13 protein-coding genes and 1 pseudogene are annotated in these 13,876 nt (G+C 61.1%); 10 read left to right on the forward strand and 4 right to left on the reverse strand.

Annotated elements, in window-relative coordinates; all coding sequences use genetic code 11:
* The first annotated feature begins 143 nt into the window (after positions 1-143).
* Positions 144-1,151: a TerC family protein gene (locus AC07OF_RS22640; RefSeq protein ID WP_157193244.1), complete on the forward strand. Its 1,008-nt coding sequence runs from the start codon at positions 144-146 to the stop codon at positions 1,149-1,151.
* A gap of 42 nt (positions 1,152-1,193) precedes the next feature.
* Here the strand turns inward: AC07OF_RS22640 and AC07OF_RS22645 are convergent, their stop codons facing one another.
* On the reverse strand, positions 1,194-2,423 hold the full coding sequence (locus AC07OF_RS22645; protein WP_038612864.1) for an acyl-CoA dehydrogenase: 1,230 nt from the start codon (positions 2,421-2,423) through the stop codon (positions 1,194-1,196).
* A 138-nt stretch (positions 2,424-2,561) separates the two neighbouring features.
* Between AC07OF_RS22645 and AC07OF_RS22650 the strand changes: the two genes are divergently transcribed.
* The 3 genes from AC07OF_RS22650 (at position 2,562) to AC07OF_RS22660 (ending at position 4,879) form a co-directional block, all read left to right on the forward strand.
* On the forward strand, positions 2,562-3,491 hold the full coding sequence (locus AC07OF_RS22650; RefSeq protein WP_157193245.1) for a LysR family transcriptional regulator: 930 nt from the start codon (positions 2,562-2,564) through the stop codon (positions 3,489-3,491).
* 68 nt (positions 3,492-3,559) lie between these two features.
* A complete protein-coding gene (locus tag AC07OF_RS22655) occupies positions 3,560-3,961 on the forward strand; it encodes a MerR family transcriptional regulator (RefSeq protein ID WP_038612868.1) in 402 nt (133 codons plus the stop codon).
* Between the two features lie 18 nt (positions 3,962-3,979).
* Entirely contained in the window at positions 3,980-4,879 is a 900-nt protein-coding gene (locus AC07OF_RS22660) for a hydroxymethylglutaryl-CoA lyase (protein ID WP_157193246.1), read from the forward strand.
* Between the two features lie 538 nt (positions 4,880-5,417).
* Here AC07OF_RS22660 and AC07OF_RS22665 read toward each other — a convergent pair.
* Positions 5,418-5,942 (reverse strand): MgtC/SapB family protein, encoded by a 525-nt coding sequence (locus AC07OF_RS22665; protein WP_157193247.1) that lies wholly within the window; start codon positions 5,940-5,942, stop codon positions 5,418-5,420.
* A 52-nt stretch (positions 5,943-5,994) separates the two neighbouring features.
* Between AC07OF_RS22665 and AC07OF_RS22670 the strand changes: the two are divergent.
* The 3 genes and pseudogenes from AC07OF_RS22670 to mapR all read left to right on the forward strand — a co-directional run.
* Positions 5,995-6,114 (forward strand): annotated as a pseudogene (locus AC07OF_RS22670) (DUF3203 family protein); the annotation flags it as partial.
* A gap of 121 nt (positions 6,115-6,235) precedes the next feature.
* The gene (ccoG, locus tag AC07OF_RS22675) at positions 6,236-7,648 is read left to right on the forward strand and encodes a cytochrome c oxidase accessory protein CcoG (RefSeq protein WP_157193248.1); all 1,413 of its coding nucleotides are present in this window, start codon (positions 6,236-6,238) and stop codon (positions 7,646-7,648) included.
* Between the two features lie 40 nt (positions 7,649-7,688).
* The gene (mapR, locus tag AC07OF_RS22680) at positions 7,689-9,098 is read left to right on the forward strand and encodes a GntR family transcriptional regulator MpaR (RefSeq protein WP_157194774.1); all 1,410 of its coding nucleotides are present in this window, start codon (positions 7,689-7,691) and stop codon (positions 9,096-9,098) included.
* Between the two features lie 25 nt (positions 9,099-9,123).
* Here mapR and AC07OF_RS22685 read toward each other — a convergent pair whose 3' ends face one another.
* Both AC07OF_RS22685 and AC07OF_RS22690 read right to left on the reverse strand, forming a co-directional pair.
* The gene (locus tag AC07OF_RS22685) at positions 9,124-9,870 is read right to left on the reverse strand and encodes an SDR family oxidoreductase (protein WP_157193249.1); all 747 of its coding nucleotides are present in this window, start codon (positions 9,868-9,870) and stop codon (positions 9,124-9,126) included.
* Between the two features lie 87 nt (positions 9,871-9,957).
* Positions 9,958-10,773 (reverse strand): hypothetical protein, encoded by an 816-nt coding sequence (locus tag AC07OF_RS22690; protein WP_476446673.1) that lies wholly within the window; start codon positions 10,771-10,773, stop codon positions 9,958-9,960.
* A 29-nt stretch (positions 10,774-10,802) separates the two neighbouring features.
* Here AC07OF_RS22690 and AC07OF_RS22695 point away from each other — a divergent pair, with 29 nt between their 5' ends.
* Genes AC07OF_RS22695 through AC07OF_RS22705 form a run of 3 tightly spaced genes read left to right on the forward strand, consistent with a single transcriptional unit; the run spans position 10,803 to position 13,875 of the window.
* Positions 10,803-12,512, forward strand: coding sequence for a copper resistance system multicopper oxidase (locus tag AC07OF_RS22695; protein ID WP_495073467.1), 1,710 nt, complete (start codon positions 10,803-10,805; stop codon positions 12,510-12,512).
* Positions 12,505-13,431, forward strand: a complete 927-nt coding sequence (locus AC07OF_RS22700; RefSeq protein ID WP_495073468.1) for a copper resistance protein B — start codon at positions 12,505-12,507, stop codon at positions 13,429-13,431. The genes AC07OF_RS22695 and AC07OF_RS22700 overlap by 8 nt, the downstream gene beginning before the upstream one ends.
* Positions 13,432-13,446: 15 nt before the next feature.
* The gene (locus tag AC07OF_RS22705) at positions 13,447-13,875 is read left to right on the forward strand and encodes a DUF411 domain-containing protein (RefSeq protein ID WP_038612884.1); all 429 of its coding nucleotides are present in this window, start codon (positions 13,447-13,449) and stop codon (positions 13,873-13,875) included.
* Position 13,876: the final 1 nt, after the last annotated feature.

The following is a 13,876-nucleotide window of genomic DNA, read 5'->3' on the forward strand; positions in this document are numbered from 1 at the left end:
ATTTGTAACAGCCCGGTCGGGCACCCGCGCTCCCCCGCAGCTAGGCTTTGATTAGTGACGCCGGGCCCCTCTGACGGCTGCCAAGCCGCCATGTCGGAGTCACTGTTGCTTTTTTGGCAACGTCGACAATCAAGGAGGGGCGCATGGCGGCTCTACAGGCATTTCTCGAAAACGACATTCTCGGCACCAGCACCTGGTTCTGGCTGGCATTCATTGGCATCGTCCTGACCCTGCTGGTACTGGACCTGGGCGTGTTGCATCGCAAGGCTCACGAAATCGAGATGCGTGAAAGCCTGCTGCTGTACGCCAGCTATTTCAGTGTCGGTGTGCTGTTTGGCGGGTGGGTCTGGTGGGAGCTGGGCGCACAACGTGCCCTGGAGTTCTACACCGGGTTCCTGGTCGAGCAGTCGCTGTCCATGGACAATGTCTTCGTCATGGCGATGATCTTCAGCTACTTCGCCATCCCCCGTCTCTACCAGCACCGGGTACTGTTCTGGGGCATCCTCGGCGTGGTGGTGTTGCGCGCGATCATGATCGGCGTAGGCAGCGCCCTGGTTCAGGAGTTTGCCTGGATCCTCTATGTGTTCGGTGCCTTCTTGCTGGTTACCGGAATAAAGATGCTGTTCTCCCGCGAAGAGGCCCACCCGGACCTGGCCAACAACCCGGTACTCAAGTTTGTACGCGGCCATTTGCGCGTCACCGATGACCTGCATGGCCCGCATTTTTTCGTGCGCCTCAAGGCTGCCGGGCAAAGCAAGACTGTGCTGTACGCCACGCCGCTGTTCCTGGCGCTGGTGCTGATCGAACTGGCCGATCTGGTGTTCGCCGTAGACAGTGTGCCGGCCATCTTCGCCATCACCCAGGACCCGTTCATTGTCTACACCTCGAACATCTTCGCGATCCTTGGCCTGCGTGCCTTGTATTTCGCCCTGGCGGCGCTGATGCATCGGTTTGTCTATCTCAAGTACGCCCTGGCCCTGGTGCTGATCTTTATCGGTAGCAAAATCTTCTATCACGGCCTGATCGGCGCAGTGCCGGCATTGCTGTCGCTGGGTGTGACTGTGAGCCTGTTGACTGGCGGCATACTGTTGTCACTGTTCAAGACTCGCGACCAACCACACCACCCCGCAAACTCCGGCAGCCACAAATGAATCAGGCCCGCATCGGCGGGCCTGATATCCAAAGCGTGCGGATCAATGCCCGCTGCGCAGCATTTCCTTAGGGACGTATTTGCCGATTTCGTACTTGCCGATTGCCGCCCGGTGCACTTCATCCGGGCCATCGGCCAGGCGCAGGGTACGCTGCATTGCGTACATGTAAGCCAGCGGGAAGTCACCACTGACCCCGGCACCACCATGAATCTGAATCGCCCGGTCGATGACCTTCAAGGCCACGTTCGGCGCCACCACCTTGATCTGGGCGATCTCGCTGCGAGCGACTTTGTTGCCCACCGTGTCCATCATGTAAGCCGCCTTCAGCGTCAGCAGCCGTGCCATGTCGATTTCCATGCGCGAATCGGCGATCTTGTCGACGTTACCGCCCAGGCGCGCCAGCGGGCGGCCAAACGCGGTACGTTCCACCGAACGCTTGCACATCAGCTCCAGGGCCCGCTCGGCCATGCCGATCGAGCGCATGCAATGGTGAATGCGTCCAGGGCCAAGGCGCCCCTGGGCAATCTCGAAACCACGCCCCTCACCCAACAGCACGTTCTCGTAAGGCACTCGCACGTTCTCGAACAGCACTTCGGCATGGCCATGGGGAGCGTCGTCGTAACCGAACACCGGCAGTGGCCGGACGATTTTCACCCCGGGGGTATCGGTGGGCACCAGAATCATCGAATGCTGCTGGTGACGCGGGCCGTCCGGGTTGCTCAGGCCCATGAAGATCATGATCTTGCAGCGCGGATCGCAAGCACCGGAGGTCCACCACTTGCGGCCATTGATCACCCACTGGTCGCCCTCGCGGACAGCGCGGGCGGCCATGTTGGTGGCATCGGAAGACGCCACATCCGGCTCGGTCATGGCAAAGGCTGAACGGATGTCACCACGCAACAGCGGCTCCAGCCACTGACGTTTCTGTTCCTCACTGCCATAGCGCACCAGCACTTCCATGTTGCCGGTGTCCGGGGCCGAGCAGTTGAACGGTTCGGGGCCCAGCAGCGAACGGCCCATGATTTCAGCCAGGGGCGCATATTCCAGGTTGCTCAAGCCTGCGCCCAGCTCCGACTCGGGCAGGAACAGGTTCCACAGCCCTTCAGCCTTGGCCTTGGCCTTGAGCTCTTCCATGATTGCGGTCGGCTGCCAGCGGTCGCCCTCGGCGACCTGGCGCTCGAACACCGCTTCGGCGGGATAGACATAAGCATCCATGAACGCCGTGACACGTTCGCGCAACGCCTGGACCTTGGGTGAATAGGCGAAATCCATGGGCAGTACCTTCAGTGGAAAGAGGATCTGATGAAGAGCCTAGATCAGCGAGCAAAATCCACCTAGTCTATTCTCGGCGTGTATAAACATTCATAACCAATATATGATTGACCCATAACACCAACAAGAGCAGCGCCCATGAACCTGAGCAAGGTCGATCTGAATCTGTTCATCGTCTTCGATGCCATCTACACCGAAGCCAACCTGACCCGTGCCGGGCAGATCGTCGGCATTACCCAGCCTGCGGTGTCCAATGCCCTGTCGCGGCTACGCGAGACCTTCAACGACCCGCTGTTCGTCCGTACCGCGCAAGGCATGGTGCCTACGCCCATGGCGCAGAACATCATCGGCCCGGTGCGCAATGCCCTGTCGTTATTGCGTGTGTCGGTTCAGGAAAGTCGCATCTTCAATCCCCTGCAGGCGAACAAGACCTTTCGCATCAGCATGACCGACCTCACCGAGGCGGTGATTCTGCCGCCGCTGTTTCAGCGCCTGCGCCGCCTGGCGCCAGCGGTAATCATCGAGAGTTTTCTCTGCAAGCGCCGTGAGACCACCAAGGAACTGGCTGCCGGGCGCCTGGACTTTGCCGTCGATGCCCCGCTCAACACCGACCCGCAGGTGCGCCACGTCAAGCTCATGCAGGATCAGTACGTCTGCGCCTTGCGCCAGGGCCACCCGATGGCCAAAGACAAACTCAGCCTGGACGACTACCTGGGGATGACCCACATCCATATCTCCAGCCGCCGCAACGGCCTGGGCTATGTCGACCTGGCTCTGGGCAAGATGGGCGTGCAGCGCAAGATCGCCCTGCGTTCGCAGCATTACCTGATGGCCTCGCAAGTGTTGCAACAGACCGACATGGTCATGACCGTGCCGGAGCGCTTCGCCCGCCGCCACCAGCTCAATTATCTGAGCCTGCCGGTCAACGATGTGCCACCGCTGGAAACCCACCTGTACTGGCATGAAAGTACCGATCAGGACCCGGCCAACCGCTGGATGCGCGAGCAGATCATTGAGTTGTGCCAGGCAGTGGTAGCGCAGGACGAGCGGGCACAGGCACAGGCTTGAGCCACAATGCTTGACGTATACGTCAACCTGCCATTAGGTTAGCTCATGCCCTTTTCCCGAGCCTGACCATGAGCAGCCAGACCTACAGCATCTCCGACCTGTCCCGCGAGCTGGACATCACCACCCGTGCCATCCGCTTCTATGAGGAACAGGGCTTGCTCAGCCCCGAACGCCGGGGCCTTGAGCGCATCTACTCGGCCCGCGACAAGGTCAGTCTGAAACTGATCCTGCGCGGCAAGCGCATCGGCTTCTCGCTGGCCGAGTGCCGCGAACTGATCGAACTCTACGACCCTACCAGCGGCAACCTGAAACAGTTGCACAGCATGCTGGCCAAGATCGCCGAACGCCGCGCCCAGCTCGAACAGCAACTGCTCGATATCCAGCAGATGCAGCTGGAGCTGGACACTGCCGAAGAGCGCTGTGAACAAGCGCTGGCCGCCACCTTGAACAATCAGAAAAACAGCCATTGAGCCCTGAGGAACCGCGCCATGTCATTGCCTGAAACAGTCCGTCTGGTCGAAGTCGGTCCGCGCGACGGCCTGCAGAATGAAGCCCAGCCCATCAGCGTGGCAGACAAGGTCCGGCTGGTCGATGACCTGACGGCGGCGGGCCTGTCCTATATAGAAGTGGGCAGTTTCGTCTCGCCCAAGTGGGTGCCGCAAATGGCCGGCTCCGCCGAGGTGTTTGCCAACATCAAGCAACAGTCCGGCATCACCTACGCCGCCCTGGCGCCGAACCTGCGCGGTTTCGAGGATGCCCTGGCAGCCGGGGTGAAAGAGGTTGCGGTGTTCGCCGCCGCATCCGAGGCCTTCTCCCAGCGCAACATCAACTGCTCGATCAGCGAAAGCCTGCAGCGCTTCGTACCGATCATGGATGCAGCCCGTGCAAACGGCGTGCGTGTGCGCGGTTATGTGTCCTGCGTGCTGGGCTGCCCCTATGAAGGCGCAGTCAGTGCCGAGCAGGTGGCGCCGGTGGCCCGCGAGTTGTTTGAGATGGGCTGCTATGAAGTGTCGCTGGGCGACACGATCGGCACCGGCACCCCGGGCGCCACCCGCCGCCTGTTCGAGGTGGTTGCCGCACATGTGCCACGCGCCCAACTGGCCGGACACTTCCATGACACCTACGGCCAGGCCCTGGCCAATGTTTATGCCAGCCTGCTTGAAGGGATCAACGTCTTCGACAGCTCGGTCGCAGGCCTGGGTGGCTGCCCCTACGCCAAGGGCGCCAGCGGTAACGTGGCCAGCGAAGATGTGCTGTACATGCTTCAAGGCCTGGGTATCGAGACCGGCATCGACCTGGACCGGTTGATCGACGCGGGCCTGCGTATCAGTAAGGTGCTTGGCCGTACCAGCGGCTCCCGGGTAGCGCGGGCACGTAACGCGCAGTAATCATCAGCGGTAACAGCCTGGTGGCGACCAGGGTGTTACCGCCCCCGCACTTTTCAGAAAAAAACCGGGTAACACGGAAACAAATCGACAGATTCCCCCGCCTCCCCTTCCTGCCAAAAAAACTTAAACCATTGATTTTATTGAACTTTAAAAAGTTGGCACGGCACCTGCTATATCTTTGGTACAAGAACAATAAAAACTGTGACACACCCAATAAAAATAAGACGTAACGACTCTGACATAACAAGAACAACACGGCAGAGACGCAGCTAACAGATTTTTTTGGAGAAGATGTGCTTTTCCGGGGTTCGCCCCCGCAACCTGACACAAAACAATAAAACTACCCCAAGGTAGCGAAGGTCACGGTTGGATCAGCAATGATGAGAGTAGATCAGCGCTCAAAAAAATACGTTTGCTCTTGATCCCGAATGGGGATCGCCAGTGACAAGAGGCAACGGTCGCCAAAAACAACAACAGGCCGCCCTCCAATAACAAAAAAAGAGCACGCAACAATCTTTGAGGGGAGCTTAGGCTCCCCTCAGTGCTTCCTGCCCTCCTGGTTTTCGCCCTCATCATCCTTCTCGAACCGGTCCACCACCCAGGGCATCACGCCCAGCACCAGCAATGCCAACAGGGTGCTGATCACTGCCGTGGCCTCGCGGCCGATGCCGGCTGCGACACCAATGGCCGCCGTCATCCACAACCCCGCTGCCGTTGTCAGACCTTTGACGTGGTCAAGTTGCTGATGATGCCCTTTGAGAATGGTCCCGGCACCGAGAAAGCCGATGCCGGCGACGATCCCCTGCACCACCCGGCTCAGGGCCGCATCATCGACCCCGGCCATACGCGGCACCAACACGAACAGCGCGGCGCCCATCGCCACCAGCATGTGGGTGCGCACACCGGCCGCTTTGCCCTTCATTTCACGCTCGAACCCGAGGATGCCACCGAGTAACGCGGCCATCAGCAGGCGTATCGTCACCTGGGTCAGTTGCTTGGCGTCATTGAGGTCGGCGAACTCGGCCACCAGGGTCAACCAGACTTGATGCCACCAAGCGTCCATTGGCGTGCTCCACACAGGGACTGTTTCTCGATGGACCACCCGCCAGGCCACAAGTGCAGCACTGACCGCTGATCGGTCAGTGCCCGCATCAGCAGCCGATGCCCTGACTGTAGCGGGTGCGGTGGATGGTCGCAGGCATCTCAAGACTGGCGTCGAGGCCTCGATAATCTAAGGCTTTTGCGGATTTGGCGAAAAATCTGATACGGTTTTTATCGAAATATCTGAGCCTGTTATGCAAACAGATGCGGCGCCATAGTGTTCTGGCCTGATCGAGGCCTGATGAGCGACGAACCATGAGCGATAGAATTCCCGTCCAGATCGTTGAAATTGCCGAGCCTTCCGCCACCAAGAAGAAGACCGCCAGCAGCGACAGACAGATCCACACCCGCAGCTTCACCGGCTTGTTTCGTAACCTGCGCCTAGGTGGCGCGGGCTTTCTGTTTTTGCTGTTCTTCGGCACCGTCTGGTTGAACTGGAACGGTCGCCAGGCCGTGCTATGGGACCTGGCTGACAGCAAGTTCCACATTTTCGGTGCAACCTTCTGGCCGCAAGACTTCATTCTCCTGTCGGCACTACTGATCATCTGCGCCTTCGGCCTGTTCGCCATCACGGTACTTGCCGGGCGGGTCTGGTGCGGTTACACCTGCCCACAAAGCTCGTGGACGTGGATCTTCATGTGGTGCGAGAAAGTCACCGAAGGGGATCGCAACCAGCGCATCAAGCTCGATGCCGCGCCCTGGAGTGTAAACAAGCTGGCCCGGCGCTCGGCCAAACACACCCTGTGGCTGGCCATCAGCCTGCTCACCGGCCTGACGTTCGTCGGTTACTTCACGCCGATCCGGCCGCTGACCGAAGAACTCTTCACCTTGCAACTGGGCGGCGTCAGCCTGTTCTGGATCCTGTTCTTCACCGGCGCCACCTACATCAATGCCGGCTGGCTGCGTGAAGCGGTGTGCATGCACATGTGCCCCTATGCGCGTTTTCAGAGCGTAATGTTCGACAAAGACACCCTGGCCATCGCTTACGACCCGGCACGCGGCGAGTCCCGCGGCCCCCGCAAGAAAGACAGCGACTACAAGGCCAAAGGCCTGGGCGATTGCATCGACTGCCAGATGTGTGTGCAGGTCTGCCCGACCGGTATCGACATCCGTGACGGCCTGCAGATGGAATGCATCGGCTGCGCCGCCTGCATCGACGCCTGTGACTCGATCATGGACAAGATGGGCTATGCCCGCGGCCTGGTTGGCTACAAGTCCGAACACAACCTGCAAGGCGGCAAGACCAACTGGCTGCGCCCTCGCCTGCTCGGTTACGTCACCGTATTGGTGGTGATGATCGGTGCTCTGGTCATCGCCCTGCAGCAGCGGCCGATGGTGTCGATGGATGTGATCAAGGACCGTGGCCTGTTCCGCGAGAACAACCTGGGCCAGATCGAAAACATTTACACCCTCAAGGTCATCAACAAGACCCAGCAAGCACAGCACTACCGCTTGCGCCTGGTGGACGCCGAGGGCTTCGAGTTGCACGGCAAGACCGAGTTCACCCTGGATGCGGGTGAGATGAGCGAGATGCCGGTATCGGTGGCGATGCTTGCCGAACGGCCGCAAAGCAGCTCCCAGGAAATCGGTTTCGAAATCAGCGACAGCGACCAACCGGGTATTTCCAGTGTTGCCCACAGCCGTTTTGTCGCGCCTTTGAACCGCTGATCACATACACTTCGCAGCAGTCGAAACGTCCTGAGCCATGATGAAACGCTACGAAAAATTCGCCGACGACATTGCCGAACTGATTCGCTCCGGGGTCCTGGGCCCCGGCCAGCGCGTGCCGTCGGTGCGCTACGCCAGCCAGACCCACGGGGTCAGCCCGTCCACGGTGTTCCAGGCCTACTACCTGCTGGAGCGCCGCGGGCTGATCCGCGCGCGGCCGCGCTCGGGCTATTTCGTCAACGCCCATGCGCCGCGGCAGTTCAGCGAGCCGCAGATCATCGAGCAAGCGAATGAGTCCACCGAGGTGGATGTCAGCGAACTGGTGTTCTCGATTCTCGACTCGATGAAAGACCCGCAGACCGTCGCCTTCGGCTCGGCCTTCCCCAGCCCCCACCTGTTCCCGCTGCCACGCCTGGCCCGCTCCATGGCCAGCGCCAGCCGCGAAATGGATCCGCGCATGGTGGTCACCGACCTGTCGCCGGGCAATCCGCAACTGCGTCGACAGATTGCCCTGCGCTATATGGTCGGCGGGCTGATGCTGCCGATGGAGGAGCTGCTGATCACCAATGGGGCACTGGAGGCTTTGAACCTGTGCCTGCAGGCGGTGACCGAACCGGGTGACCTGGTAGCGATCGAGGCCCCCGCCTTCTATGCCTGCCTGCAGGTACTCGAGCGGCTCAAACTGAAGGCTGTGGAGATCCCCGTGCACCCGCGCGAAGGTATCGACCTTGGCGTGCTGGCGCAAACCCTGGCCAAACACCCGGTCAAAGCCGTCTGGTGCATGACCAACTTCCAGAACCCGGTGGGCGCGAGCATGCCGGAGGAGAAAAAACAGCAACTGGTCGAACTGCTGCGCCAGCATCAGGTGCCGCTGATCGAAGACGACGTCTATGCCGAGCTGTACTACGCCCAGCAAGCGCCGAAACCGGCCAAGGCCTTCGATACCGATGGCCTGGTGATGCACTGCGGCTCCTTCTCCAAGAGCCTGGCGCCGGGCTACCGGATCGGCTGGGTGGCGGCCGGACGCTATGCGCAGAAAATCGAACGCTTGAAACTGATGACTTCGCTATGCGCCTCGATGCCGGCCCAGGCGGCGATCGCCGACTACCTGCAGCACGGCGGCTACGATCGGCACCTGCGCAGACTGCGCTATGCCCTGGAAGAGCAGCAGAGCGCGATGCTTGCCGCCATTGCCCGGCATTTCCCGGCGCAAACCCGGGTCAGTCACCCGTCGGGGGGGTACTTCCTGTGGCTGGAGCTGCCAGAGCAGATGGACTCACTCAAGCTGTTCCAGATGGCCCTGGCCCAGGGCATCAGCATCGCGCCCGGGCCGATCTTTTCGCCGACCCAGCGCTTTCGCAACTGTATCCGCCTGAACTACGGCAGCCCGTGGACCGAGCAATCGGAACAAGCCATGGAGACCCTGGGCAGAATCGTGCGCTCGTTCTGAGCGCACGACTGTGTGGGGGGCAGGCTCAGCGCCCGCCGCCCAGATCGATGAAGCTGCCCGTGGAGTAAGACGCCTTGTCGGACAGCAGCCAGATAATCGCCTCGGCCACCTCCTCTGCCTGACCACCACGGCCCATGGGGATGCCCGGTTCAAGCTTGCTGACCCGCTCAGGGTCGCCGCTGAGGGCGTGGAAATCAGTGAATATGTAGCCTGGGCGTACGGCATTGACCCGAATGCCGTCACCGGCGACTTCCTTGGCCAGGCCCAGGGTGAAGGTGTCCAACGCCCCTTTGGAGGCCGCGTAGTCGACATACTCGTTCGGCGAACCCAGCCGCGCGGCCACCGACGAGACGTTGACGATGCTCCCGCCCTGCCCGCCATGGTGCTTCGACATCCGCTGCACGGCATGCTTGCTGCAAAGCATCGGCCCGACCACGTTGGTTTTCATCAACTTGAGCAGGCGGAACTCCGACATATGCTCAAGCTGACTCTTCTGGCCGATGGTCCCCGCGTTGTTGACCAGCGCGGTCACCGCCCCCAGTTCGGCATCGACGCGCTGAAACAAGTGAATGATCTCGTCTTCGACACTGACATCGGCTTTGACCGCGATGGCTTCGGCGCCCAATTCGCGGACGTCGGCCAGCACCCGCTGGGCCGCCTCGTCGTCACTCAGATAGTTGATGCAGATGCGATACCCTTCACGGGCCGCCAGGCGTGCGGTCGCGGCGCCAATACCACGACTGGCGCCAGTGATCACGATGACTTTATCCATGGATACTCCTTTGCCCCAATGGCGTTTGCCCCTCAAGGCTAACGCACAGCAAGCCGGGCGTGAAGTTGCTTGAAGCCGCAGGCAGCGTCATCTTTGCCTGGGCTTGATATCCAACTTTTTCACTCGGGCTTTCGCTGTACCTGCTAGAGAAGCACTGATCGCCTCACGGTACTTGGCATACATATCCCGATCAAAACGATACAGCCCCCCTACCACGCTCAAGACCATATCGCGCTGGGTCTGTGTCCAGAAATCAAAATCGCGGGTTTCCACTGACAATCCGACATTCATGCCAAACACGACCAGGAGAATATCGCCCGACGGGGTCTTTTCGCAGGGCACGGCGACAAAATCAGACAGTGCCCCGCCATTCTCCCCATTGCTGAAGAAGCGGTCGGCATACTCGGTTTGTCCGATGCTGCCGATGGCGAACGCCACCATGTCGGCCAACGCAGCGCTACCAACATTCCCTACGACAGTAGCCGCGATGCCTTGCAGCTCATCGGCGGAAGTAATCACCCGCGGTGGCTCGGTTATCAGGCTCAACAACTGGCAACCGTGTTTTTCCAGGCGGTTTCGGTAGCGATCCATCCAGCTCTTCCAATGCACCTTGGCATCATAGGCATTGCTGGCAAACATGCGTGCCTGCATAAGCAGATCGAGTGCGTCCTGACGCTCTTCCTTGGTCATTCCTGACGCAAAAGTGATAATGGCATTCTCAGCCAGATAGGCTTCCAGCGATGTATTGAAGTCCATCGATTCCTCTCTGTCGCTTACCGTGTTTGTGAACCGACACAGTGGAATTTGCTGAACCAACAGAGCAGCTGGATTGGCTTCCGTGCCACCTGACAAATCTGTAATCTGCCGCTCAGATTTCTGACAGTCGTCGCTCGCTATGGTCATGCCACCCTCGCTTATGGATTGGCACCCCCATGCTTGCAAACCCGACCCGCCGCACCTTTGTCAAAGGCTTCGCCGCCGCCAGTACCCTGGCCGGACTCGGCCTCTGGCGCCTGCCGGCCTTCGCCGCTGGCTCGCCCTTTGGTAATGAACTGAGCGGCCGCGATTTCGAACTGTTCATCGGCCAGACCCCGGTCAATATCACCGGTCGCCCGCGCACCGCGCTGACCATCAACAACAGCTTGCCGGGCCCGGTATTACGCTGGCGCGAAGGCGACACCGTGACCCTGCGCGTACGCAACCGCCTGGACGAACCGACCTCGCTGCACTGGCACGGCATCATCCTGCCGGCCAACATGGACGGAGTCCCGGGCCTGAGCTTTGCCGGTATCGGGCCCGGTGGCGATTATCTCTATCAGTTCACCCTGCAGCAGAGCGGCACCTACTGGTACCACAGCCATTCCGGCTTGCAGGAACAGGCCGGGGTATACGGGGCAATCGTCATCGAGCCGAAACAGCCCGAAGCTCATCACTATCAACGCGACTATGTGCTGTTGCTCAGCGACTGGAGCGACCAGGCCCCCGACGCGCTGATGGCGACCCTGAAAAAGCAGTCCGACGCCTTCAACTACCACAAGCGTACAGTCGGTGACTTCATCGATGACGTGGCCCTGCACGGCTGGTCGAAAACCGTGGCTGAGCGCAAGGGCTGGGCCGAAATGCGCATGAGCCCGACCGACCTTGCCGACATCAGCGCAGCAACCTACACCTACCTGCTCAACGGCCAGCCGCCGGACGGCAACTTCACCTGTCTGTTCCAGCCGGGTGAAACCGTGCGCCTGCGTCTGATCAACGGCTCGGCGATGAGCTATTTCGACTTCCGCATCCCCGGCCTGAAGCTGACGGTAATCGCCGCCGATGGCATGCCGGTGCAGCCGGTCAGCGTCGACGAACTGCGCATCGCCGTGGCCGAAACCTACGACGTGCTGGTGACCGTGGGCGACCTGCCTGCCTATACCCTGTATGCCCAGAGCATGGACCGCACCGGCTACGCCCGCGGCACCCTGGCCCGCAGTGCCGGGCTCAGCGCGCCGGTGCCGGCCCCCGACCCGCGGCCGATCCTGACCATGGCCGACATGGGCCACGGTGGCATGGACGCCATGGCCGGCATGGATCACAGCCAGATGGGTGGTATGGATCATGCCGCCATGAGCGGCATGCAGAGCCATCCGGCCAGTGAAACCGGCAACCCGCTGGTCGACATGCAGACCATGAGCCCCAAACCCAACCTCGCCGACCCGGGCATTGGCCTGCGCAACAACGGCCGCCGGGTGCTGACCTACGCCGACCTGAAAAGCACCTTTGCCGACCCGGACGGTCGCGAGCCGTCGCGCGAGATCGAACTGCACCTGACCGGCCACATGGAACGCTTCGCCTGGTCGTTCAACGGCATCAAGTTTTCCGATGCCGAGCCGCTGCGCCTGCGCTACGGCGAGCGCCTGCGCATCACCCTGGTCAACGACACCATGATGGCCCACCCGATTCACCTGCACGGCCTGTGGAGCGACCTGGAAGACGAACACGGACGCTTCCAGGTCCGCAAGCACACCCTCGATATTCCGCCCGGCAGCCGCCGCAGCTACCGGGTCAGCGCCGACGCGCTGGGGCGCTGGGCCTACCACTGCCACCTGCTTTACCACATGGAGATGGGTATGTTCCGCGAGGTACGCGTCGATGAATGATGTTCTCAACCGCTCGCTGCTGGGCAGCCTGGCGCTGCTCGCCTTGCTGGCCAGTGAAGACGTCCGGGCCCAGGGCATGGATCATGGCGCGATGAACCACGGTGCCATGAACCATGGCAGCATGAACCACGGCAGCACGAGCCCACCGCCCATGGACCATTCCGGCATGGACCACGGCGCCATGGGGCACGGCCAGGCACTGGACACACCGCGCACACCGTTGCGGCCGATCACTGACGCCGACCGCCGCGCCGCCTTCCCGCCCTTGCCCGGTCATCAGGTGCATGATCAGCAGATCAACTGGGCGGTGATTGTCGAGCAGCTCGAATACCAGAACTTCGAAAGCAGCAGCGCCCTGAACTGGAACGCCAACGCCTGGATCGGCGGCGATATCGACCGTCTCTGGCTGCGCACCGAAGGCGAGCGTGAACAAGGCGTAACCCACAAGGCCGAACTGCAGGCACTCTGGGGCCATGCCATCAGCCCCTGGTGGGAGCTGGTCGGCGGCCTGCGCCAGGACTTCAAACCGGCCAGTGGTCAGACCTGGGCGGCCTTCGGCATCCAGGGCATGCCGCTCTACGGTCTGGAGCTGGAAGCCACCGCCTACCTGGGTGAGCGGCAACAAACCGCGCTGCGCCTGGAGAGCAGTTACGCTATCCTGCTGACCAATCGCTGGATTCTCGAACCGTCGCTGGAGGCCAACTTCTATGGCCGTAACGACGCCAGCCGTGACCAGGGCAGCGGCCTTGCCGACAGTGAGATCGGCCTGCGCCTGCGTTATGAGATTACCCGCGGTTTTGCCCCTTATCTGGGCGTCAGTTTCAACCGGAGCTACGGCAATGCCGCCGAACAGATCCGTGACGACCATGGCGATATCGGCCAGACCCGTCTGGTCGCCGGTGTCCGCCTGCGTTTCTAGTATTGGAGAAGCATCATGTTGAGCAAGAAAATCGTCGCCTTCGGCCTGCTGGCCCTGAGCACCCTGGCCCAGGCCGGACAGACCATCGATGTCTACCGCGACCCCAACTGCGGCTGCTGCAAGGAGTGGATCAGCCATCTGCGCGATAACGGTTTCACCGTCAACGATCATGTCGAACCGAACATGAGCGCGGTCAAGCAGCGTCTGGGCGTGGCGCCGCGTCTGGCGTCGTGCCACACCGGGGTGATCGACGGCAAGTTCGTCGAGGGTCATGTGCCGGCTGAGCAGGTCAAGCTGCTGGCCAAGCGTTCCGACCTGCGCGGCCTGGCAGTACCGGGTATGCCAATGGGCTCGCCCGGCATGGAAATGGGTGACCACAAGGACGCCTACCAGGTAATCGGCCTGACCCAGGACGGTCGCGACGAAGTGGTCGCCAATTACTGAT

It is taken from the genome of Pseudomonas sp. GW821-FHT10B02 (assembly GCF_059415665.1).

Coding starts and splice junctions, on each gene's coding strand:
- AC07OF_RS22640 (WP_157193244.1), top strand. CDS start 144: ATGGCGGCTCTACAGGCATTTCTCGAAAACGACATTCTCGGCACCAGC.
- AC07OF_RS22645 (WP_038612864.1), bottom strand. CDS start 2,423: ATGGATTTCGCCTATTCACCCAAGGTCCAGGCGTTGCGCGAACGTGTC.
- AC07OF_RS22650 (WP_157193245.1), top strand. CDS start 2,562: ATGAACCTGAGCAAGGTCGATCTGAATCTGTTCATCGTCTTCGATGCC.
- AC07OF_RS22655 (WP_038612868.1), top strand. CDS start 3,560: ATGAGCAGCCAGACCTACAGCATCTCCGACCTGTCCCGCGAGCTGGAC.
- AC07OF_RS22660 (WP_157193246.1), top strand. CDS start 3,980: ATGTCATTGCCTGAAACAGTCCGTCTGGTCGAAGTCGGTCCGCGCGAC.
- AC07OF_RS22665 (WP_157193247.1), bottom strand. CDS start 5,942: ATGGACGCTTGGTGGCATCAAGTCTGGTTGACCCTGGTGGCCGAGTTC.
- ccoG (WP_157193248.1), top strand. CDS start 6,236: ATGAGCGATAGAATTCCCGTCCAGATCGTTGAAATTGCCGAGCCTTCC.
- mapR (WP_157194774.1), top strand. CDS start 7,689: ATGAAACGCTACGAAAAATTCGCCGACGACATTGCCGAACTGATTCGC.
- AC07OF_RS22685 (WP_157193249.1), bottom strand. CDS start 9,870: ATGGATAAAGTCATCGTGATCACTGGCGCCAGTCGTGGTATTGGCGCC.
- AC07OF_RS22690 (WP_476446673.1), bottom strand. CDS start 10,773: ATGACCATAGCGAGCGACGACTGTCAGAAATCTGAGCGGCAGATTACA.
- AC07OF_RS22695 (WP_495073467.1), top strand. CDS start 10,803: ATGCTTGCAAACCCGACCCGCCGCACCTTTGTCAAAGGCTTCGCCGCC.
- AC07OF_RS22700 (WP_495073468.1), top strand. CDS start 12,505: ATGAATGATGTTCTCAACCGCTCGCTGCTGGGCAGCCTGGCGCTGCTC.
- AC07OF_RS22705 (WP_038612884.1), top strand. CDS start 13,447: ATGTTGAGCAAGAAAATCGTCGCCTTCGGCCTGCTGGCCCTGAGCACC.